The organism is Marinisporobacter balticus (genome assembly GCF_004345705.1).
In the GTDB taxonomy this organism is placed as follows: Bacteria; Bacillota; Clostridia; order Peptostreptococcales; family Thermotaleaceae; genus Marinisporobacter; species Marinisporobacter balticus.
In genome coordinates this window covers 91,517-112,056 of record NZ_SLWV01000003.1, presented here as the reverse complement: position 1 = coordinate 112,056, position 20,540 = coordinate 91,517, and the positions used below count along the sequence as shown (strand labels likewise).

The following is a 20,540-nucleotide window of genomic DNA, read 5'->3' as shown; positions in this document are numbered from 1 at the left end:
AATGACATCCATCCGTTTTGAAGCTATTCTAGTGAAAGTAATTTTTTTAAGCCCCCTGTATTATGGACAATAGATTCATTTATGCTTTGGTTAATAATAATTGTATGTTGATCCATATTGAAAAAATGATGCAAAGGTAAAATGGATCTACCATCTACTAAATCATCAAATAATCCTTCTGTTAAAATGATTTCCAAAATTTTTCCAGTTGGAAATTCTATCATTAAATCTTGAACAATCCCCACATGATTTCCATCATTTGTAACTACCTCTGATCCTATAATCTTTTGCCTCGTAGAAAACTGGTTTATTTTTTTTGTTATTTCTATAATACTTTTTTGATTTTGTACCACCATTGCATTTTCTCCAATGTTTACTACTTTTTCAAAAGAAATCATCTTTCCTTGATGAAAATATCCACCTTCATCAAGCAGAAAACCAATGATTATAAAATCTTTGTTGCAATAAATGATGTCTTTAATTTCCATTGTTTTGCAGCTTTCATCTAAGCAAACTACTGGTAACCCTACAATATCATTTCCACTTATTCTCATTAAATTTCACCACACTTCAATTTGGCAAGTCATTAATATACAATTATCATTCCACTTATCCATAAAAAAAATGCACCGAATGGTGCACTTCAATTATCTTACTTTTTTAGTAATTGTTCCGCCTCCTAAAAGGTAATCCTCGTCGTAAAACACAACAGCTTGCCCCGGTGTTATAGCTCTCTGTGGTTGTTCAAATACAACACGAAGAAGATTTTCTCCTTCAGGATAAAGTATAGCATCTTGTGCATTTGCATTATATCGAATCTGTGCTTTTACCTTTAAGCTTTTTTCTATTTTATTTAAGTAAATAAGATTTATATCTTCGGCCAACAATTCAATGCCAAAAACATCTTCATTTTCACCTAATACCACTTGATTTTTATTAGGAATAATATCGACTACATACATAGGTTTCCCTAATGCGATCCCTAACCCTTTTCTTTGCCCAATCGTATAATATGAAATCCCTTTATGTTTTCCTAGTATTTCACCATTTTTATCAACGAAGTTTCCTGAGACAATTTTTTCAGGTTTCCGTTCTTGTATAAATTTTCCATAATCATCATCTTTTACAAAACATATTTCTTGACTATCCGGTTTAGAAGCTGTTATAAAATCAAGTTCTGATGCAATACGTCGCACCTCTTCTTTTGAAGAAAATTCTCCTAAAGGCATCAATGTATGCTTTAATTGTTCTTGTGTAAAATTATATAATGCATACGTTTGATCCTTTGCAACTGCGTGTGATTTTTGAACCCTGTATTTATCCATTTTTTCATCATACACAATTTTGGCATAATGCCCTGTTGCAACATAATGTGCCCCTAAGTTACGGGCACGTCTTAATAATTCATCAAACTTCATAAATTTATTACATGCTATACAAGGATTTGGTGTTCTTCCAGATATGTATTCTTCCACAAATTTTTTTATAACCTTTTCTTCAAATATATCTTTAAAATTCATTACATAAAAAGGTATGCCCAATTTATTTGCAACACGTCTAGCATCATCCACTGCTGATAAGCCACAGCAGCTCCCCACTTTTTCGGCTTCTGATTCTTCCATCTCTGGCCAAACTTGCATTGTTACACCAATCACGTCATATCCTTGTTTTTGCAAAACATAAGCTGCCACCGAACTATCTACACCACCACTCATACCTACAACTACTTTTTTCTTATCTAAAAGCATTAATTATCACCTACTTTTTTTTATTTTTCCTTTTCTATCTGTTTTTTATTCAATTATAAAGCCCAGGAAATCCTGGGCTTAAGCTTCTTCTTCTTCTTCTTCCTCATGATGATCTTCATTTGGATCAAAATCCTCTAATCCTTCTATATTAATATTATTTTTTTGTGCATAATCAAGCAAAGCTGATTTTACAGCTTGTTCTGCCAAAATGGAACAGTGTATTTTAGGCGCTGGTAATCCACCTAACGCTTCTACTACCGCTTTATTGGTTAATGCCAATGCATCTTGGATTGATTTTCCTTTTATCATTTCTGTAGCAATACTAGATGATGCAATGGCAGACCCACATCCAAAAGTTTTAAACTTAACATCTTCTATAATATCATTTTCCACTTTTAAGTATATTTTCATGATGTCTCCACATTTTGCATTGCCTACTTGCCCTACGCCATCTGCATTTTCAATTTCTCCAACATTTCTAGGGTTGGTAAAATGATCCATAACTTTTTCTGAATACATTACTTTTGTCCTCCCTTTACTTTTTCATACAATGGTGACATTTGTCTTAATCTATCTACAATGATCGGTAGTTGTTCTAACACATAGTCTATGTCTTCTTCTGTTGTAAAGTCCCCAACAGTAAGTCTTAGTGATCCATGCGCAATCTCATGAGGTAGTCCAATAGCCATCAAGACATGAGATGGATCAAGAGATCCTGATGTACATGCTGAACCACTAGAAGCCGCTATTCCAACTAAATCCAAGCTGAGCAGTAGAGATTCTCCTTCAATAAATTCAAATACCATGTTTACATTTCCAGCAAGTCTTTTTTCTGGATGCCCGTTAAGTCTTACATAATCAACCTTTTCCATTATGCCTTTTATCAACTTTTCTCTCAATATTTCCAAATGATTTACATGTGTATCTAAATTTTCCATTGCTAACGCCGCTGCTTTTCCAAACCCTACAATTCCAGCAACATTTTCAGTTCCTGCTCTTCTTCTTTTTTCTTGTGCGCCCCCATGTACAAAGGAATGAATTTTTACACCCTTTCTTATATAAAGTGCACCAATTCCTTTTGGCCCGTATATTTTATGACTTGATACAGACATTAGGTCAATATTTAATGCATTTACATCAATTTCTACATTTCCTAAAGCTTGGACAGCATCTGTATGGAAAATAACCCCTTTTTCTTTTGCAATTTGTCCAATTTCTTTTATAGGTTCAATGGTTCCCACTTCATTGTTTGCAAACATAATCGAAATCAATATGGTTTTATCAGTAATCGCATTTTTTAAAACTTCTAAGTCAATCAATCCATCCTGATCTACATCTAAGTACGTCACATCAAAACCATTTTTTTCCAAATATGCACAAGTATGCAAAACTGCATGATGCTCTATTTTTGTTGTAATAATATGATTTCCTTTATCTTTATTTGCATAAGCGATCCCTTTTATTGCCCAGTTATCCGCTTCAGAACCCCCTGCTGTAAAATAAACTTCCTCTTGTTTGCTTCCAATCAATTTTGCTATTTTTTCCCTTGATACGTCTACTGCCTGTTTTGCTTCTCTTCCAAAAGAATAGATACTAGAAGGATTACCAAATTTTTCTGTAAAATATGGGTACATTTCATCTAATACATCTTTCTTTGTTGGTGTTGTTGCAGCATAATCAAGGTAAACACGTCTATTCATTTTCATCATCTCCCCAAAATTATATATAATACATATAAGAATCTTTATTATTCATCTTTTTATAATCATCAATCATATCTTGTAAGGTGATTCCATCCACTACGTCATTGATACTATCGCGTATTTTTTCCCATACGATTCTTGTGACACAACCATCTGCCTTATAGCATTCCTTTGTATCATCACCTATCACACAATCTGCTGGTGCGAGTGGTCCTTCAAGGGTTCTTATAATATCTCCAACCGTAATATCTGCTGGATTTCTGCCAAGCATATACCCGCCTTGTGCACCTCTAATACTTTTAACAAGCCCCGCTTTTCTGAGGTTTGAAAATAATTGTTCTAAATAGTGTACAGAAAGATTTTGTTTATCAGCAATACAATTTAAAGGAATAGGTCCTTCACCATAATTAAGCGATAATTCAAACATAGCTTTCACACCATATCTTCCTTTGGTTGATAGCTTCACTTTATCACTCCCTTCAAAATCCCAAGTGATTCTCTCTGAATTCAATTCTAAGTATATTATACCCAAGTATTTTTGTCAACATTCATCCAAAACATTTTTCTCTATATTTCATTGTTTTCATATAGATTTTAAAAAACAAAATAAGTATCGCCTTTTTATTTTCTTTAAAGCAATACTTATTTTTCAATCTATCATATATACTACATAAAACAATTAATTTTATAATTCAAATTCCAATCTAACTCAAAACTAAATATTCTTATATCTTATGATAATGGATATTTGAAATTTTTCCCTTTAATGTAAATCCATTCGAAAAATTCGGATGTAACTTCTTGGTATTTTCAATTGTTTCAGATAATAATTTCATATACGGTACATATATCAAATTTACTGCTGTATTAGGTAATCCACAGAACCACGATAAATTGAATTCTTTTGAACTATATATGCTCAGACCTGAAAAATGATAAAAAATCAACACTTCATGATCTATATAAACTTTCTCATTTTTATAGCTTAACTGATAGTTATCTATATTCCATACGGCTACATTTGCTCCTTTTGTATTGACAATATGCACATTAGAGAAATTTTTCGGCCATCTTTCTACGTATCTTTGATCTCCAAATAATTTTGCTTTTATATCTGGATCTTTATAACACCATTCTATACATCTACTTCTCCACCACTTCACAGCTTCCAATGCAGTTAGATCATTTTTACACCCAACAAAACCTGTATTATATCTTCCTGTTAGATCATACGTATCCATAAATTTATTAGAATTATTGTGATCTGTCAAATAAAGTGATGCACTTGGATTTTCATTAAATATTTTTTCAGGATTTGAAAAAAAGCAAATATCTGCATCAATGTGTGCATAATATGCCGTATCCGAAAAATTTTTCATCACATAATAAAGCATTGCAGGTTTTAGTGTCCATGCATATTCTTGTCGTGTTCGATTTGTTTTTGCCTTCATCAAATCCTTATCTTGGATTTGATGAAGGCAAAAACATGTTGCATTTTCAAATTGTAAATCGGAAAGTATATGATAACTAGTCTGATCTGTACATAAAATACATAAATGAAAATCATCGCAATGATGCTTTAAGGTTTTATACATAACAATTAATTTGTATAGATATTTATCTGACACAATCGTAGAAAAATAAAATTTTTCCATGATTTTCTCCGCTCCTATCTCTCTAATGTGTAAATTGTTGATCCCTGAACAATTTCCTCCCCATTCATAAAATATTCATCACAGTGAGGTTCCACCGCTTTTATATGAGCAATCACACCTTGTAGTACTTTAATATACGGATCATAAATATAACTTGTAAATTCCTTTTTAAATCCAACCTTAAATAAAAATTCTCTCTCATTTAATAATCTGAATCCTGCAAAATGATAAAGAATGAGCGCTACATTGTTAATATGCACTTTACCATTGTATATATTTGCTTTATATCTTCCATGATTCCAAAATCCTATGTTTACACCAGTTGTTTTAATCTCACAAACGCCACTAAATATTAATGGAATTTCATCTAAATATTTTTGATCTCCGAACTTACCTTTATCAGCCTTATCATCGCACCATTCTAAACATTTTTCTTTCCACCACTTTAATGCAGAAAATTCATTTTCATCTCTCTTGAAGCTTACAAAGCCAGAATTATATTTTCCACACAAGCTTTCAACCGATTTAAGATTTCTTGTGAAATTGTGTTTTGAAAGTAATACCGAACAATTCGCCACTTCTTCTAAAATAGCGCTTGGATCGCTAAAAAAATACGTATCTGCATCTAGATAAGTAACCTGGTTAATATCTTTAACTTGATTGATTATATGTTCTAAAAATATTGGTTTTAGTGTCCAGCAATATGCATTTAATGGTCGTTCTCTTTTCTTTATTAGCAAAAGTTCATTTTCAATTTCCTTTACATGAATTAACATCATATTTTCTAAATTTAGTTTTAGTAAAACTTCATATGTTTCATCATCCATGCAAAGAATAAACATCTTAAGATCTTTCATATTATTTTTTAAAGAATGATATAAGGCTATCCCTTGGAATAATCTATATTTTGTTAAAATCACGCAAAATCCATGTTCCATCGCTTTCCTCCTGCTAAATACTTTTTTTATAGAAACCATTTATTTTTTCAATCTCTAAAATAGGATCGATACCATCCTATCGCTCTACGCAATCCTTCATCAATATCAAAAGCAGGTTGCCACTTTAATATCTTTCTTGCTTTTTCAGCAGATAGATATTGATGTTTTATTTCATGATCTCCTTGATTTAAAATAGTAGGTTCTAACTTGCTATCCATGATTTTTAAAATTTTCTCTACCAATTCTAATACGGTTAATTGAATCTCATTGCTAAAATTAAATGCCTCTCCATATAGATTAAGCACTTCCATTTTTTCAGCTAATAATAAATACGCTTTTACTGCATCTTCAACATAAAAATAATCTCTTATAAAAGTCCCATCACTTCTCACAATAGGTGCCTCATCATGCAAAATGCATTTAATCGTCTGAGGAATAATGCGATTAAAATTCAAATCTCCTCCTCCATACAAATTGCCACAACGTGTAATACATACAGGCAGTTTATAAGTATGATAATAAGATTGCGCTATTAAATCCGCACAGCTTTTAGATACATCATAAGGATGTTTTCCTTGAAGTGGCATATTCTCGTTATAAGGTAATTTCAATTGATCTCCATAAGCTTTATCACTCGATGCGACAATAATATTTTTCACCAAAGTACTTCTTCTACAAGCTTCGAGTATATTCCATGTACCTCGTATATTTGCTTCAAAGGTGCTGCTTGGATGGTTATTGGCAATTCCTACAATAGCTTGTGCTGCTAAATGAAAGACCGTGTCAATTTCATATTCACTTAATGCCCTTTCTAATACTTGTATATCCTCTAGCGACCCTTGTATCCAATTTATTTTTTTCTCATAATCCATTGTATAAAGATTTGAATTAGCTACAAAATCTCTCCTTAAAGCTGTAACATTAGCGCCTAAATCTATTAATTCTTTCGCCAAATAGCTTCCTAAAAAACCCGTAGCACCCGTTATAAAAACTTTTTTATTTTTCCAATAATTATTGATCATTTTCACCAAACCTTCCAAGTGGCCTTATTATTTTTCCACATTTCATTTACCTGCAAAAGATCTTTATACGTATCCATAGCAGTCCAAAACCCTTTATGTAAATAAACTGCTAATTGCTTGTCATTCGTAAGGTTCACTAATGGTTCTTTTTCAAAAGTACAATCCCTGTCGTTTTTGATATAAGAAAAAATTTCCCTATTTAACACAAAGAAACCCCCATTAATAATTTCTTCTGTGCTTGGTTTCTCTTGAAAAGATTGAGCAATATTTTTTTTTACGCTTACCGTTCCATACTGATTGATTTTTTTCACACCTGTTACAGTTCCAATACATCCATTTTTTTTATGAAAATCTAATAACTTATTTAAATTAATATCTGCCAAGCCATCTCCATACGTTAACATAAATGTATCATCCTTAATGTATTTTTCAGCTTGTTTAATTCTCCCTCCTGTCATGGTATCTATCCCTGTATCTACAAATGTAACTTTCCACTGCTCAGACTTCTCTAACATCTTTATGTTGTTTTGTTCACCATCCAGCAGAAAGTTATGATTTTTCCAATGATAGTGCATAAAATATTCCTTAATCTTATCTCCTTTATAGCCTAGTAATAAAATAAAATCGTTTAACCCATAATACATATATGTTTTCATGATATGCCATAATATAGGTTTATTATCAATTTCAGCTAGAGGTTTAGGGATATCATCTGTTATTTCTTTCATCCTTGATCCTTTACCTCCACATAAAATAGCAACTTTCATTTTTCTCCCCCTTACCTTTTCTAAAGCAGTTTTACATTTTAGTTAACTCACACAATTTTGTTTTATCTATTCAATTTAGTTTATGTATATAAAAAGAATTTTGTTACCCGCATTCTTGTAGGATATTTAAAAAGATGATGCGTATTATTTATACCTAATACGCATCACCTTTTCTGTTCCGTCAACAATAAATATATATCTTTAACTTTTTTAGCTGATTTCAACCAAGTATAGTTTTCCATAATATAATCCCTAAATATATTATTCGTAGCTGTTTCGAAAGCTTCCATTGTTTGTTTATATATAGATTGCTCATCATAAGGATTACAGTATCTTACAAACTCTCCAAAAACATCTTTCGTTGACCCAATTTCTGTTGTCACAACATTACACCCAGCCATACCTGCTTCAAGATTAGCAAGCCCTGGATATTCTATCCAACTGGGTAATACATGTACCTTCGCACTTTTATATAATGAATTTAATTGGGACGTCTTTACATTATCCAATAGTAGAATATTTCCATTCACTTCTTTCATACACTTTTTAAGATATTGCTTATCATTCACGGATCCTACTAATACCAATGGGATTTTTTCATTTGAAAGGGCCCTTATTAAGCCCAACTGATTCTTCTGTTCATTAATTCTTCCTACACATAAAATATAATTATCTATTCCATATTGATCCATAAGATAATGCTTCGTACCCATCGAAAATCTTTCATCTACACCATAAGGAATAACTTCATATTTCACATAATTGTGATAATTCCTTATAATCAATTCCGCCTCGCCAATACAATGCGGTAAATAAATATCGCAATGATCAAATAAGAACTTTCGCTTTTTTTCACTATAATGCCAATATACTAATTTTTCTGTCTGTTTCGTCTCACTAAGATAATTTTGAAGATCCCAGTATATAGGTGTTAGCACAATCTTTTTATGATTACTTAATGCATGTTTCATAAATTGATAACTTTCCTGTACGCGTATTGTATTAAAAATATGCACAATATCATATTTGCTTAAATTAATCCTTTCATCTGTATGTATGTCTACTTTTACACCTAAATCTATTAACTGTTTTCTTAAATTTTGTACGATTATACTATCTCCCGCCACATTGCTCAAATAATCTTTTCTTATTTGAAATAATACATCCATTTGATCACTCTTTTCATTCTAGAAAATAATAATCACCAAATTTATGGTGATTATTATTTTCTAGGTATTTGCATCCCAATGTCTAAATCTCTAAATTTTGGTGGGAAAAAGTCATCTGGAAATACTCTATTTCCAAATTCTTGACACATTGATTTTTCTACTTCCTCGTAATTTTCAGCTTCTGGAGGTTCAAGAGATAAACTATACGCCGGTATTAATACCTGAATCCTTCCAACTACCCGAATTACTGATAATATACCTATTGGAATTTCAATTTCTTCCTTAATCATTTCTGGAGGCGCTAACACTTCAGAACGTGTTTCTACTACAATTCTAAAATTAAATTCATTTCTTGCTTCCGGCATAAATAAAACAACATCTTTTAATATATCTGGTAGCAATCCATTTATGCTTATAGTTTCATGAGAGGCATTATTTCTTAAGCTTATTGTAAAAGGAATCTTTAGCATAAATTTCACTCTAGAAAAATTGGGTCTTTTTGATCCTACTGGTGTAACATTCAGTGTCCCTTCAGCTATGCATCCTTCTTGAAAAGTTATCCCCACAAATTGAAATTGCTCCTCTTGATTCCCTATCTTTACTCGAAATTTTGGAAAACAATCTCTTTGTTGGCAATAGGAATAAACCTTATCTGCTAAAACACATACAGGTTCTATGGTATCCGTTATTATCTCTAATTGTTTTTCTGTACGTTTACGCATATGACTATCATATGTAGCATACGGAGCAGGCTCAGCAATTTTCTGATGTATTGATTTATTGGTATTAAAAACGTTTTTCGTCATCTATCCATTCTCCTTTCTTTTATATTAAATATCTTTCTTCTAGATTTAGAATTTTATCATTATCCTTCTCATACCATCATATGATTATAATTTTATTTTAATTATCAAATATTATATTTCTATAGTTTGAAAGGTATTTGAAAGAATAGTCTATACTTTTTTGTTATTCATGTCATTTTTTCTTTTTTATTAAATAGATTATAATAGGACAAATCTTTTTGTTTATAAATTTGGAGGTGTAATAATATGGAATTTACTTCTGATCAACAATATCTACATTATAGTAAATCTGGTTTCATATACTATTTTCATTGTATTAACAAAGATGTATATGTGAAAACCATTAAGAATAATGAAGTTTATGCTACAGTAAAAATCAGTGAAAATGTAACAGATTATTGTATCGATATAGATAATCTTGGCAGATTTCATCTTGTCAGTATTTCTTCATCAGGAGATTTAAAGTATTGCATTTATAGAGATAATAAATGGGATTGTAGATATCTAACAAAATATGATGCAAAATCCTATCAATTTAAAAACTTGAAATTGTTTATTGTCAATGATCACATTCATATTTTAATGGCTATTTCAAATATCATTCATTCTGAATTATGGACACTAAAGCATCACTATTGGAATACACAATCATGGATTAATGAAAAAGTATGTGATATCATCACAGAAAAATATGATCTGCCTTTTCATGTAGATATTGATCCTCATAATAATATGCATATTGTATTCAAATCCTTATATGATAAAAAATATCAAATATATTATTGTAAATACAACTATGCCTACCATTCATGGAGTATTCCTACCAAAATAAGTAATCTTTCACAAGATAATACGCATCCCTTTATACTTTGTGATAATACAAATGGTGCACATATTGCTTGGTCTGGTTTCTATAATAATAATCTCGGAGTATTTTATCTGTATAATCCTAAAATTAATTCTTCTAAACCCGATTGGTCTGAAGTCAAAAAAATATCAAGTGAAGGCGCTAACAGTACTCATCCTTTTATTTTTCAAGTTGAAAATAATATCGAAATATTATGGAAACAAAATAATAAATATTTTAATAAAAGTAAAAATATATTAGATAATACATGGAGCGAATCTACTAAAATTGAATTGGATCCTAATCATAAATTATCTTCTATTTCTGTGATAGGGAATATCTATAAATCCTGGTCAGAAATTAAAATCCCGATTACTTATGGATTATTAGCAAATCACGAATTTTTCATCATTGGACTAGATGCGATGCCTTTTAAAGACTATTCGCAATCTACTCAACAAGAATACATGTTTCGTTCAGCACATGATCATCAAACCCCTAACAAATTCGTCAATATACCCAAAATTCATTCATCTTCAAATGTTGATGCTGATGCTTCAACACCACTGAATTTAAATATAGAGAATGAAGATATCGAACAAGAATCTGAAGAAAATAATAATACCGAAATATTAGATATAAATGATCAATTGATAGAATTAATACCTATCCTTCAAGATATTCGAAAAGAACAGGAAGCTATCCGTCAATTATTAAGCACTCTAAATAAACAACAGGAAATAACAGTGCTTAGCATTGAAGAACTAACACAGCTCTATTCAAAACTTGAGCAATGCTTAAAAAGTACGAATAATAATCTGTTTCTAAAATTTAAGAATTTGTTTAAATAGTTGTTGTTTTTTATCTTGATCAAAAGTTCTGCGAAAGCAGAATTTTATTTTTTATTTAACAAGATGAATAGTAACTTATCTAGGACAACATGAATAACATGTACTAGGATTAAGGACACGAAATTTTTGTCTTACATCTAAAAAAAAATTGGAGGGAAAAAAATGCCTTGGAACAAATATAATCTGTCTCAAAACCAAAAAATATATCCGAAGAAACCATGTGTTTCCATTACTGGAAATACTTTAACAGAGTGTGAAAATATACCTGTTCCTATCACCTCATTACAGGCAGGTGCTATCGCTAAAATACCTGTAGTCCTCGCAGAACTTAATCTACAGATTGACGTTTCTTCAATAATTAACCTACCTGAACCTGCATTGGAAGTAAAACAAATTCATAAACGATTGAAAATCACGCAATGCCTGCTTCTACAAGACACCAATAAACTTTTCATAAAAGGATTTGTCCGTAAAAATATTGATTATGCTACGCGTGGGTGTTGTTCAACTGAACAAGGTGTATGTGGAGATATTAAACATTGTACGATAGATGTCCCCTTCGAATGTGTAACGCCTGTCACTTTCAATGGCATAGCACCATTACCTGTTGTTACTACTACTAGAGAAGAATTCGAATATTTCAAAAGAGAAGATTTAAAGAGTCCTAATTTTGCAGAAAAAGACAATTTATTGTCTGGTGATTTTTCTGAATTTAACCAAATAAGTACAGAATACTTTAATGAACTTCCTTTCTGTGAATTAATCAATAGTAGAATCGTTGAGTTTGATGAGTACCTCAATCGTCAACACGCAACTAAAGGGACACTTCCTTTTGAAGAAAAGTTATTTAGTAAAATTGAAGAAAAAATGGTTATAGAACTTACGCTTAAAATACTACAAAATCGTCAAGTACGCATTCCCCCTTGCATTACAGATTAATCCATCAATTTTCTAAAAAACACCTATAATTTACAATGTCTAGGTGTTTTTTAGTCTACAAATAGAATGAGATGTTCATTGCCTGAACATCTCATTCTATTTGTTTGTAAATTAGCAATCTAATCCCGGACCAGTAATGAAATCATCTAATTGCGGTGGGAAGAAATCTGGTGGCAATTGTTGATTAAATATCTCACAAGGCTCTCCCAATTTTTCACATGGTGCAGGTGGTGGACAGAATCCAAATGCTGGTATAACTAATTGTACAATCAATTCACATTTTATAATGTTAAAAATTCCTACTGTAAATACTGCAAAACATACATCATCATAAGGGTCACAAGGCGTATCACAATCTTCCTTTACAATTTGGGCGTCAAGAACTCTCGCTACGATTTCTAATTTTACAATCTCATCATCTTCATCTGTTGCAGGTTTTATTGTTCCAGATTGATCTACTTTACTTTCTCTAATAATTGCGAGAGACTCTGGACAATATAAAGGCCCAACCGTTTCACTTCTTCTTAATAGTAGTTCATTGTCTTTAGATATGGTTCCATCATCAAATACGATATCATATAATATTCTTAATTGATATGTGAAAGTAATGAATTTTCTATCAGGATCTGCCGAAACTGGTCTTTTGCTGATCACTTTAAATGATCCAGGTACAAGACCTACTACTCTTGGATTTACTATACCATCTGCACTACAATCAATTCTTACACGAAGATCTGAATCAAAGAAGATTCCCTCTTCGGGCTTTGCCTTGTCAGGTTCTCCAACCAAGCATTCTCTTAATAAACATGAATCATAAACTTTTGGGATTTGAACGCATACTAATTCACATGCATTTCCAAATTGATCTCTCAATTCTTCTGGAATTACACCTGGAGTATATATGCTGATTCCACAAGATGTTGGCTTATACATATATTTTCCCCCTTTTTACTCATAGCATATGTGCTATCATATTTTTAAGTAGCTCTTTAAAGTTTTTGTTCTACTTGCATATTATGTATCTACCTTTATTTTTGTGATTAAAGATTAAAAATTTAATTAAAAAAATCTTTAACATACTATACACTTGCAATTAATATATTAAACTAAGGTAGGTGGTGTGAATGTCTATAAAAGAAAACACAAATATCCATTTATGTACACTAGACAAGATACTACATTTCTTTTCAGAGTCACATGATGGCATCAGCTATTTTTCAGATACTAAAAACGAGAAGATCAAACTATGTAATGGGAATATATTAGAATTCGATGTTGCCATTGACACTAATGGGAATATCGGTGTAGTTATTCTGGATAGTGATGGGGATTTTTTTTACAATTATTATGATGGTCAAACTTGGACTACTCATTTGTTATATGAAATAGATCTTGATTTTGAAGAATTCAAATATATAAATATCAAATTCTCACTTCATTCTCCATATATTTTATTTTGTTGGCATAATTTAGATGCCCCAAATTTGTGGTCTATTGTTGCTTACTACAAAGAGGAACGTTGTTGGAAAAAGCAAGTCCTTACTAAACTTTATTTAAAAGAAAATATAAAACCATATATTCTCATTAGCAATGAACATCATGAATTATATTTCATCTACTTGAATAATAACAATATCATTTATGATTTAATGATAAGAAATCTCTCTATTCCATCCTATACATGGTCAACCCCTATACTTGTTAGTAATTGTATATTTTTAAAATCTTTCCATTTGGATGCAATCGTTGGTCTAGAAGATATCATCCATATATGTTGGATAGATAAAATCAAAAAAAACTATTGTATAAAATATATTTCTTTTGATTGTAAAAAACACATCCCATATACCCTATCACTTATTTTAGAAATAAATAAACCTATTATACGGCATCAGCTTTTATATATAAAAAATTCTATTATATGTTATACCTTAACAAAAGAAAATATTTTCTATTCATTAAAATTAGGAGATCATTCAACTTGGAATGATCCACATAAAATAGACTTGCTCCCTACATCTATTTATCTTATAAAATTTGTAAAAAGTCCTAACAGCTCTCTCCTACCCTATCATGCCAACTATATATTGTCTGAAAATCCATCTGATATTGCACCTATATTCTTACACGAGATAGAATACTCTTTTGAAAATGAAGCAATAGATTTCACCCCTTATACGATTTCAAAGAAAAATAGTTTAAGTTCACAGAAACATTCCTCTACACATCAACAAGATCAATCTGTAAATTCATTCAAAAAAGTAAACCTAGAATTATACAACAAAAATCAAGAACTTGAAATGAAAAACAACCTCCTAAAAACATTAGAAAGTAATATTTCTTTTTTGAAAGACGAAATAAAACAACTAAAGAAACAAAATGAACAATATTTAAACATGTTACATGAAAATAGTGAAAAACATAAAGAATATCAAAAAAATATGAACATTAAAGAAAAACACTTTCAAAATATACTATCCAATCAGAAATTATCTGATCAAAAAAATAAAGAATTACTCAATGAAGTCAAAACTTATAAAAATCAATTAGAAAAAATGCAATCAAATATACATAATTTACATACAAAGAATATACTACTGGAAAAACAAATTAATAAAACTAAAAGCATCGGCTTATTTAGAAATTTTTTTCATTAATATAGAAACTAACATATTCTGTTCTATTAAACTATTAGGGAATCAGTTTTTTGCTGATTCCCTTTATTTTATTTTATATAAAATCACTTCAGTAAACTCGTTCAGTAAATCTGAACATCTAGGATTCCGATGTGAATTCCACCCCACCTTAATCAATTTGCACTCCCACTTATAGAAGGTGGCATCTTCTATGAAACAAAGGATATCCTTTCCATATTTACTAAATCTATTTTACTATCTTACCTAGTGCACTTTTCAATGATCATTCATTTCTGTTTTCTGTAGTTGTGATAGTTAGCGCCCCTTTATAAGCAAAGAATAAGTAACAACAAGTTTTCAAAAAACGTATACTAATTCTATAATAAAGTGTTTTTTCGAGGAGAGATTACATGCGTATTTTTCAAATGCTTCAGCAGCTATTTGTAGCAGATCCCCAAACATTCGTCAATGGGCTATTTATGGAGTTTTTAAACCGCAATCCACTTCCAGCAGATTTAGCATATTTTACCCGTTGCTTGAAATCTAGTAGTAGGTCAAAAAATGAAATATTAAAGATTGTTATCATGAGTACAGAATTTGATGAACTTATGCAAAAGGAATCGTATCAAAGTTCCATGCCTTTTTTCCATAAATTTATGAGCATGGATGAAAAAACTTTTATAACTGAAGTTTATCATGAATGTCTTGATAGGGATCCTGATTTAGGTGGCTTTCAACATTTCGTTCATTTATTAAAGACCGGGACATCAAAGCTTGATATATTAAGGATTGTTTTACTGAGTGAAGAAGCATTAAAGAAATTTCATGCATCAAGTAATGTCAACAGTAAGGGTACCTCGGTTTCCATACACTATTTCACCCTCTGGCCCCAGATACCCATATCCAGATCTTTTAGAGAAAATGTAAAAAAAATACTCCGTGAACATCATTTACCATACGAGACCCATATTTTGGTCAAAACAGGGGGGTTGGGTGATGCCATTCAGTTGACTCCTGTAGCAAAAGCCTTAAAAACAAAGAACCCTAAACGTCCTGTAGTAGCCGTTACCAATCAATGTATTTCCTTATTTGATGAACATCCATATATTGATTTAGCCATTCAATGTGGATCTATGGGGTGGTATAAGGCAGTGAAGAGCTTAGTAGGACTTGCAGAGAATGTATTTGATCTGCGATATATGAGTCGTGCCTATGGAACATGGGAAAATAGTGATTATTATAATGAAAACAAGTGGTACTATGACCATTTTCCTCATTCTGGAACACAAATAAATTCTCTTCATAAGCATGTTTGTGATATTATGCTATATTCTCTAGGCCTTGAACAATATGCCAATTGCAGCGATGTTTTTATAAAACCAGACTTTTCGATAGAAAAGATCCCCAAAGATTATATTGTGGTAAATGACAGCCCGGGATGTAGCTTGGAAGAATTAAAACGATGGTCAGCAGATGGATGGGACGGACTAATCAATTGGCTACATTTGCAAGAAATCATTCCTGTCCAGCTAGGGTTAGTAACCGATTCATTGCTGCATCCAGGAGTAATGGATCTGCGCGGTAAAACTACCCTACGGCAAGCAGCTGGTTATCTCAAGCTATCTAAAGGTTATATTGGTATTGAAGGGGGACTTTTTCATCTTGCTAAGGCAGTAGGCGCACCTACTGTGGTTATCTTTAATACTACATCAGAAACTTGCTTTGCTTACCCGGATACCCATGTGGTTACGAAGGGAGTATGCTCACCATGTTGGTTGAATGAGCTTTGGTATCAAGGAAGATGTTTACATGATCACAAAACTTGTTTGAATCTTTCGGATTGGGAAAGTGTTGCTGCTAAAACGTCCAGTATTATTTCATAGGGAAAATTAGTAGCAAATCATCTCAAAAGGACATACATTAATTGTGGAAGAAGATATTTTTTAGGAGGAGCAATTATATGAGAACCTTTCAAATTCTTCAACAACTATTTGCAGCAGATCATGAAACATTCGTTACGGGACTATTTAAGGAGTTTTTAAACCGTGATCCCGCCCCAGAAGACTTAGTATATTTTACACATTGCTTGAAATCTGGTAGCAAGTCAAAGAATAGAATATTAAAAATTATTCTCAGGAGTACAGAATTTGCTATGTTTATACAAAAGTTATCATTTCAAAGTCCCATCCCGATTTTTCATAGATTCATGAAAATGGATGAAGAAACTTTCGTAACTGAAGTTTATCGTGAATATCTTGGTAGGGATCCTGATTTAGGTGAATTTCAACATTTTGTTCATTTATTAAAGACGCGTACACCAAAACTTGATGTATTGCGGACTGTCTTATTGAGTAAAGAAGCATTAATGATATTCCAAACAAAACGTACTATCAACAATAAGAACCCTTCAGTTTCCATACACTACTCCGACCTTTGGCCTCAAGTGCCCATAAACAAAGTTTTTAGAGATAATGTTAAAACTATACTTCGAAACCATAATTTCCCTCACACCACAAATATTTTAGTTAAAACAGGGGGGGTGGGTGATTTTGTTCAGATGACTCCTGTTGCAAAAGCGCTAAAAATTAAGGACGCACAACGTCCCATAGTTGCCGTTGTTGGACACTATGGTTCGTTATTTGATGATCATCCATATATAGATCTAGCCATTGAATGCGGCTCTATGAGTGACCGTCAAGCGGTCAAGAGTGTAGTGGGTCTTTCAGAAAATGTGTTTGATCTGCGATACATCAGTCGTGCCTATGGTACCTGGAAAAATACTGATTATTATTATAAAAATTTATGGTACTATAATCATTTTCCTCATTCTGGAATACGTGTAGATAATCTTAATAAGCATGTTTGTGATCTCATGTTATATTCCCTCGGCCTTGAGCAGTACACCAATTGCAACGATGTGTTTATTAAACCTGACTTAATGATAGAAAAAATTCAGGGAGATTACTTTGTATTAAGCGATAGTCCCGGAAGTATTCCTGGCCAATTAAAACAATGGTCAACAGATGGATGGGACGGACTAATTAAATGGCTACATCTAAACGGAATTATTCCTATTCAGCTAGGATTAGCAACAGATTCATTACTACATCCAGAAATAATGGATCTGCGAGGTAAAACTACCCCACGACAAGCAGCTGGTTATCTTAAGCTATCTAAAGGTTATATTGGTATTGAAGGAGGACTTTTTCATCTTGCTAAAGCAGTGGGAGCACCTGCAGTGGTTATCTTTGCATCTACGTCAGAAACTTGCTTTGCTTACCCGGATACACATGTAGTTACGAAGAGACTCTGCCGACCTTGTTGGTGGAATGATACTTGGACTCGGGGAAAATGTGTACAAGGTAGCAAAACTTGCTTAAACCTTCCTGATTGGGAAAGTGTTGCTGCTGAAGTATCTAAAATACTAGAGCAAGGTAATAAGCAAAATAAGTAACAACTTGTTTCAAAAGAACATAGAATAATTGTGGAAGAAGATATTTTTTAGGAGGAACGATTATATGAGAACCTTTCAAGTTCTTCAACAACTATTTGCAACAGATCATCAAACATTCGTTACCGGATTATTTAGGGAGTTTTTAAACCGTAATCCTACTCTAGAGGATTTAGCAAATTTTGCAGATTCTTCTGAATCTGTTAGGTCAAAGAATGAAATATTAGAAAGTGTTATCATGAGTATCGAATTTCAACAACTTTTTTCTTGCTCACCCTCATTGATTTCAATATTACAACAGATTATGTGCAAAGAAGACTACGAATTTGTAACGCTGCTTCATAATTATATGTTTGGACAACATTCTAAACTAATGCACATTCAACAGAATGTGGAACTTTTGCGTACAGGCGTAAGCAAATTGGAAATATTAGAAAAGCACCTGCTAAATGACAATATGATTAACTATCTTTGTGAAGGAAAAATAGATCCATTCAAAAATTCACAAATCAACATACAACAAATTTTACATGATATTTTAAAACAAGATGGTCATGCTTTTATAACCCAATTATATATGGAACTATTGTCGCGTAATCCTAGGAATGACGAATTGAAAACTTTCACTAAAAGCATGTCTTTAGAACTATCAAAAACAGATATATTTAAAATGTTGATTCAAGACCCAGAATTTACTGCACTTGTACAAAAGAAACCACTTCAAAGTCTCATGCAGTTTTTTCAACAACTTATTAAAACTGACGAAGAAACTTTTGTTGCCAAGGTGTACCTTGAATGTCATGGTAGGACACCTGATTTTGATGGATTTCAACATTATGTTCATTTATTAAAATCAGGCACGTCAAAGCTGGATATATTACGTACTGTCTTACTGAGCGAAGAAGCAGTAACAAGGTTTCATGCACTAAATCGCGAAGACAGGAAGAACACCTTGATTTCTACAGACTACTCCACCCTTTGGCCTCATATGCCCATAGATAAAGTTTTTAGAGAAAATGTCAAAGAAATACTCAGCGCCCACAAATTCCCCTATTCCACAAATATTTTAGTTAAAACAGGGGGGTTAGGTGATTTCGTTCAGATGACTGCTGTTGCAAAAGCACTAAAAACCAAGGAGCCAGAACGTCCTATAGTTGCTATTATTGGATACTGTGGTTCCCTATTTGATGAACATCCATATATCGATCTAGCTATTGAATGTGGATCTATGGATTTGCATCAAGTAACCAAAAGCGTAGTGAACCTTGTAGAAAATGTGTTTGATCTACGCTACGTCAGTCGTGCTTATGGCACCTGGAAAAATACTGATTATTATTATAAAAATTTGTGGTTCTATAATCATTTTCCTAATTCTGGAATACGTGTAAGTGATCTTAATAAGCATGTATGCGATCTCATGCTATATTCCCTCGGCCTTGAGAAGTATGCCAATTGCAACGACGTGTTTATTAAACCAAATCTAATGATAGAAAAAATTCTGGGAGATTACGTTGTGGTATCAGATAGTGCAGGAAGTGTCCCTGGCGAATTAAAACGCTGGTCAGAAAAAGGATGGGATGGATTGATTAAATGGCTGCATTCGCAAGGAATTATTCCTGTCCAGTTAGGAGTGGAAACTGATTCACTGCTACATTCAGGCGTAATGGATCTACGGGGTAAAACAACACCACGGCAAGCAGCCGGTTATCTCAAGTTATCCAAGGGTTATATTGGTATTGAAGGAGGAATTTATCATCTTGCCAAGGCAGTGGGAGCACCATCTGTAGTTATCTTTGCATCTACATCAGAAACTTGCTTTGCTTACCCTGATACACATGTGGTTACAAGGAGATTGTGCCAACCATGTTGGTGGAATGAGTCTTGGACTCAAGCAAAATGTTTACATGGTAAAAAGACTTGTTTAAACCTTCCCGATTTGCAAAGTGTCACTGATGCAGTATCTAAAATCCTAAAAACTGATGAAAGTATTTTCTGATAAAGTATCTAA

18 protein-coding genes are annotated in these 20,540 nt (G+C 32.2%); 6 read left to right on the top strand and 12 right to left on the bottom strand.

Annotation, left to right across the window (positions count from 1 at the left end):
- Positions 1-23: 23 nt before the first annotated feature.
- The 11 genes from EV214_RS03510 to EV214_RS03460 all read right to left on the bottom strand — a co-directional run bounded on the left by EV214_RS03510 (position 24) and on the right by EV214_RS03460 (position 9,808).
- The gene (locus EV214_RS03510; RefSeq protein ID WP_132242771.1) at positions 24-554 is read right to left on the bottom strand and encodes a PRC-barrel domain-containing protein; all 531 of its coding nucleotides are present in this window, start codon (positions 552-554) and stop codon (positions 24-26) included.
- Positions 555-647: 93 nt separating this feature from the next.
- A complete protein-coding gene (gene mnmA / locus EV214_RS03505) occupies positions 648-1,748 on the bottom strand; it encodes a tRNA 2-thiouridine(34) synthase MnmA (RefSeq protein WP_132242769.1) in 1,101 nt (366 codons plus the stop codon).
- A 78-nt stretch (positions 1,749-1,826) separates the two neighbouring features.
- Positions 1,827-2,267 carry a Fe-S cluster assembly scaffold protein NifU gene (gene nifU / locus EV214_RS03500; RefSeq protein ID WP_132242767.1) on the bottom strand — a complete coding sequence of 147 codons (441 nt, stop codon included), beginning with the start codon at positions 2,265-2,267 and terminating at the stop codon, positions 1,827-1,829.
- A complete protein-coding gene (nifS, locus tag EV214_RS03495) occupies positions 2,267-3,448 on the bottom strand; it encodes a cysteine desulfurase NifS (RefSeq protein WP_132242765.1) in 1,182 nt (393 codons plus the stop codon). The genes nifU and nifS overlap by 1 nt, the downstream gene beginning before the upstream one ends.
- 19 nt (positions 3,449-3,467) lie before the next feature.
- On the bottom strand, positions 3,468-3,917 hold the full coding sequence (locus EV214_RS03490) for an RrF2 family transcriptional regulator (protein ID WP_132242763.1): 450 nt from the start codon (positions 3,915-3,917) through the stop codon (positions 3,468-3,470).
- Positions 3,918-4,176: 259 nt separating this feature from the next.
- On the bottom strand, positions 4,177-5,106 hold the full coding sequence (locus tag EV214_RS03485; protein ID WP_132242761.1) for a hypothetical protein: 930 nt from the start codon (positions 5,104-5,106) through the stop codon (positions 4,177-4,179).
- 14 nt (positions 5,107-5,120) lie between these two features.
- Positions 5,121-6,044, bottom strand: coding sequence for a putative nucleotide-diphospho-sugar transferase (locus EV214_RS03480; protein WP_165916200.1), 924 nt, complete (start codon positions 6,042-6,044; stop codon positions 5,121-5,123).
- 47 nt (positions 6,045-6,091) lie between these two features.
- Positions 6,092-7,066: a GDP-mannose 4,6-dehydratase gene (locus tag EV214_RS03475; protein WP_132242757.1), complete on the bottom strand. Its 975-nt coding sequence runs from the start codon at positions 7,064-7,066 to the stop codon at positions 6,092-6,094.
- 2 nt (positions 7,067-7,068) lie between these two features.
- Positions 7,069-7,833, bottom strand: a complete 765-nt coding sequence (locus tag EV214_RS03470; protein WP_132242755.1) for a glucose-1-phosphate cytidylyltransferase — start codon at positions 7,831-7,833, stop codon at positions 7,069-7,071.
- 164 nt (positions 7,834-7,997) lie between these two features.
- The gene (locus EV214_RS03465) at positions 7,998-9,002 is read right to left on the bottom strand and encodes a glycosyltransferase (RefSeq protein WP_132242753.1); all 1,005 of its coding nucleotides are present in this window, start codon (positions 9,000-9,002) and stop codon (positions 7,998-8,000) included.
- A 53-nt stretch (positions 9,003-9,055) separates the two neighbouring features.
- On the bottom strand, positions 9,056-9,808 hold the full coding sequence (locus EV214_RS03460; protein ID WP_132242751.1) for a hypothetical protein: 753 nt from the start codon (positions 9,806-9,808) through the stop codon (positions 9,056-9,058).
- A 246-nt stretch (positions 9,809-10,054) separates the two neighbouring features.
- Here EV214_RS03460 and EV214_RS03455 point away from each other — a divergent pair, with 246 nt between their 5' ends.
- A complete protein-coding gene (locus EV214_RS03455; protein WP_132242749.1) occupies positions 10,055-11,506 on the top strand; it encodes a hypothetical protein in 1,452 nt (483 codons plus the stop codon).
- Between the two features lie 162 nt (positions 11,507-11,668).
- A complete protein-coding gene (locus tag EV214_RS03450) occupies positions 11,669-12,445 on the top strand; it encodes a CsxC family protein (RefSeq protein WP_132242747.1) in 777 nt (258 codons plus the stop codon).
- A 111-nt stretch (positions 12,446-12,556) separates the two neighbouring features.
- On the opposite strand, the gene EV214_RS03445 is transcribed toward EV214_RS03450, so the two are convergent.
- A complete protein-coding gene (locus EV214_RS03445) occupies positions 12,557-13,378 on the bottom strand; it encodes a hypothetical protein (RefSeq protein WP_132242745.1) in 822 nt (273 codons plus the stop codon).
- A gap of 191 nt (positions 13,379-13,569) precedes the next feature.
- On the opposite strand from EV214_RS03445, the gene EV214_RS03440 reads away from it, so the two are divergent.
- From EV214_RS03440 to EV214_RS03425, 4 genes are all read left to right on the top strand, one after another.
- Complete coding sequence (locus EV214_RS03440; protein WP_132242743.1) at positions 13,570-15,102, top strand: hypothetical protein; 1,533 nt, start codon at positions 13,570-13,572, stop codon at positions 15,100-15,102.
- A gap of 389 nt (positions 15,103-15,491) precedes the next feature.
- Positions 15,492-16,964: a DUF4214 domain-containing protein gene (locus EV214_RS03435; protein ID WP_132242741.1), complete on the top strand. Its 1,473-nt coding sequence runs from the start codon at positions 15,492-15,494 to the stop codon at positions 16,962-16,964.
- Positions 16,965-17,041: 77 nt separating this feature from the next.
- Positions 17,042-18,535, top strand: coding sequence for a DUF4214 domain-containing protein (locus tag EV214_RS03430; RefSeq protein ID WP_132242739.1), 1,494 nt, complete (start codon positions 17,042-17,044; stop codon positions 18,533-18,535).
- Between the two features lie 64 nt (positions 18,536-18,599).
- Positions 18,600-20,528, top strand: coding sequence for a DUF4214 domain-containing protein (locus EV214_RS03425; protein WP_132242735.1), 1,929 nt, complete (start codon positions 18,600-18,602; stop codon positions 20,526-20,528).
- Positions 20,529-20,540 lie beyond the last annotated feature (12 nt).

Coding starts and splice junctions, on each gene's coding strand:
- EV214_RS03510 (WP_132242771.1), bottom strand. CDS start 554: ATGAGAATAAGTGGAAATGATATTGTAGGGTTACCAGTAGTTTGCTTA.
- mnmA (WP_132242769.1), bottom strand. CDS start 1,748: ATGCTTTTAGATAAGAAAAAAGTAGTTGTAGGTATGAGTGGTGGTGTA.
- nifU (WP_132242767.1), bottom strand. CDS start 2,267: ATGTATTCAGAAAAAGTTATGGATCATTTTACCAACCCTAGAAATGTT.
- nifS (WP_132242765.1), bottom strand. CDS start 3,448: ATGAATAGACGTGTTTACCTTGATTATGCTGCAACAACACCAACAAAG.
- EV214_RS03485 (WP_132242761.1), bottom strand. CDS start 5,106: ATGGAAAAATTTTATTTTTCTACGATTGTGTCAGATAAATATCTATAC.
- EV214_RS03480 (WP_165916200.1), bottom strand. CDS start 6,044: ATGGAACATGGATTTTGCGTGATTTTAACAAAATATAGATTATTCCAA.
- EV214_RS03475 (WP_132242757.1), bottom strand. CDS start 7,066: ATGATCAATAATTATTGGAAAAATAAAAAAGTTTTTATAACGGGTGCT.
- EV214_RS03470 (WP_132242755.1), bottom strand. CDS start 7,833: ATGAAAGTTGCTATTTTATGTGGAGGTAAAGGATCAAGGATGAAAGAA.
- EV214_RS03465 (WP_132242753.1), bottom strand. CDS start 9,002: ATGGATGTATTATTTCAAATAAGAAAAGATTATTTGAGCAATGTGGCG.
- EV214_RS03460 (WP_132242751.1), bottom strand. CDS start 9,808: ATGACGAAAAACGTTTTTAATACCAATAAATCAATACATCAGAAAATT.
- EV214_RS03455 (WP_132242749.1), top strand. CDS start 10,055: ATGGAATTTACTTCTGATCAACAATATCTACATTATAGTAAATCTGGT.
- EV214_RS03450 (WP_132242747.1), top strand. CDS start 11,669: ATGCCTTGGAACAAATATAATCTGTCTCAAAACCAAAAAATATATCCG.
- EV214_RS03445 (WP_132242745.1), bottom strand. CDS start 13,378: ATGTATAAGCCAACATCTTGTGGAATCAGCATATATACTCCAGGTGTA.
- EV214_RS03440 (WP_132242743.1), top strand. CDS start 13,570: ATGTCTATAAAAGAAAACACAAATATCCATTTATGTACACTAGACAAG.
- EV214_RS03435 (WP_132242741.1), top strand. CDS start 15,492: ATGCGTATTTTTCAAATGCTTCAGCAGCTATTTGTAGCAGATCCCCAA.
- EV214_RS03430 (WP_132242739.1), top strand. CDS start 17,042: ATGAGAACCTTTCAAATTCTTCAACAACTATTTGCAGCAGATCATGAA.
- EV214_RS03425 (WP_132242735.1), top strand. CDS start 18,600: ATGAGAACCTTTCAAGTTCTTCAACAACTATTTGCAACAGATCATCAA.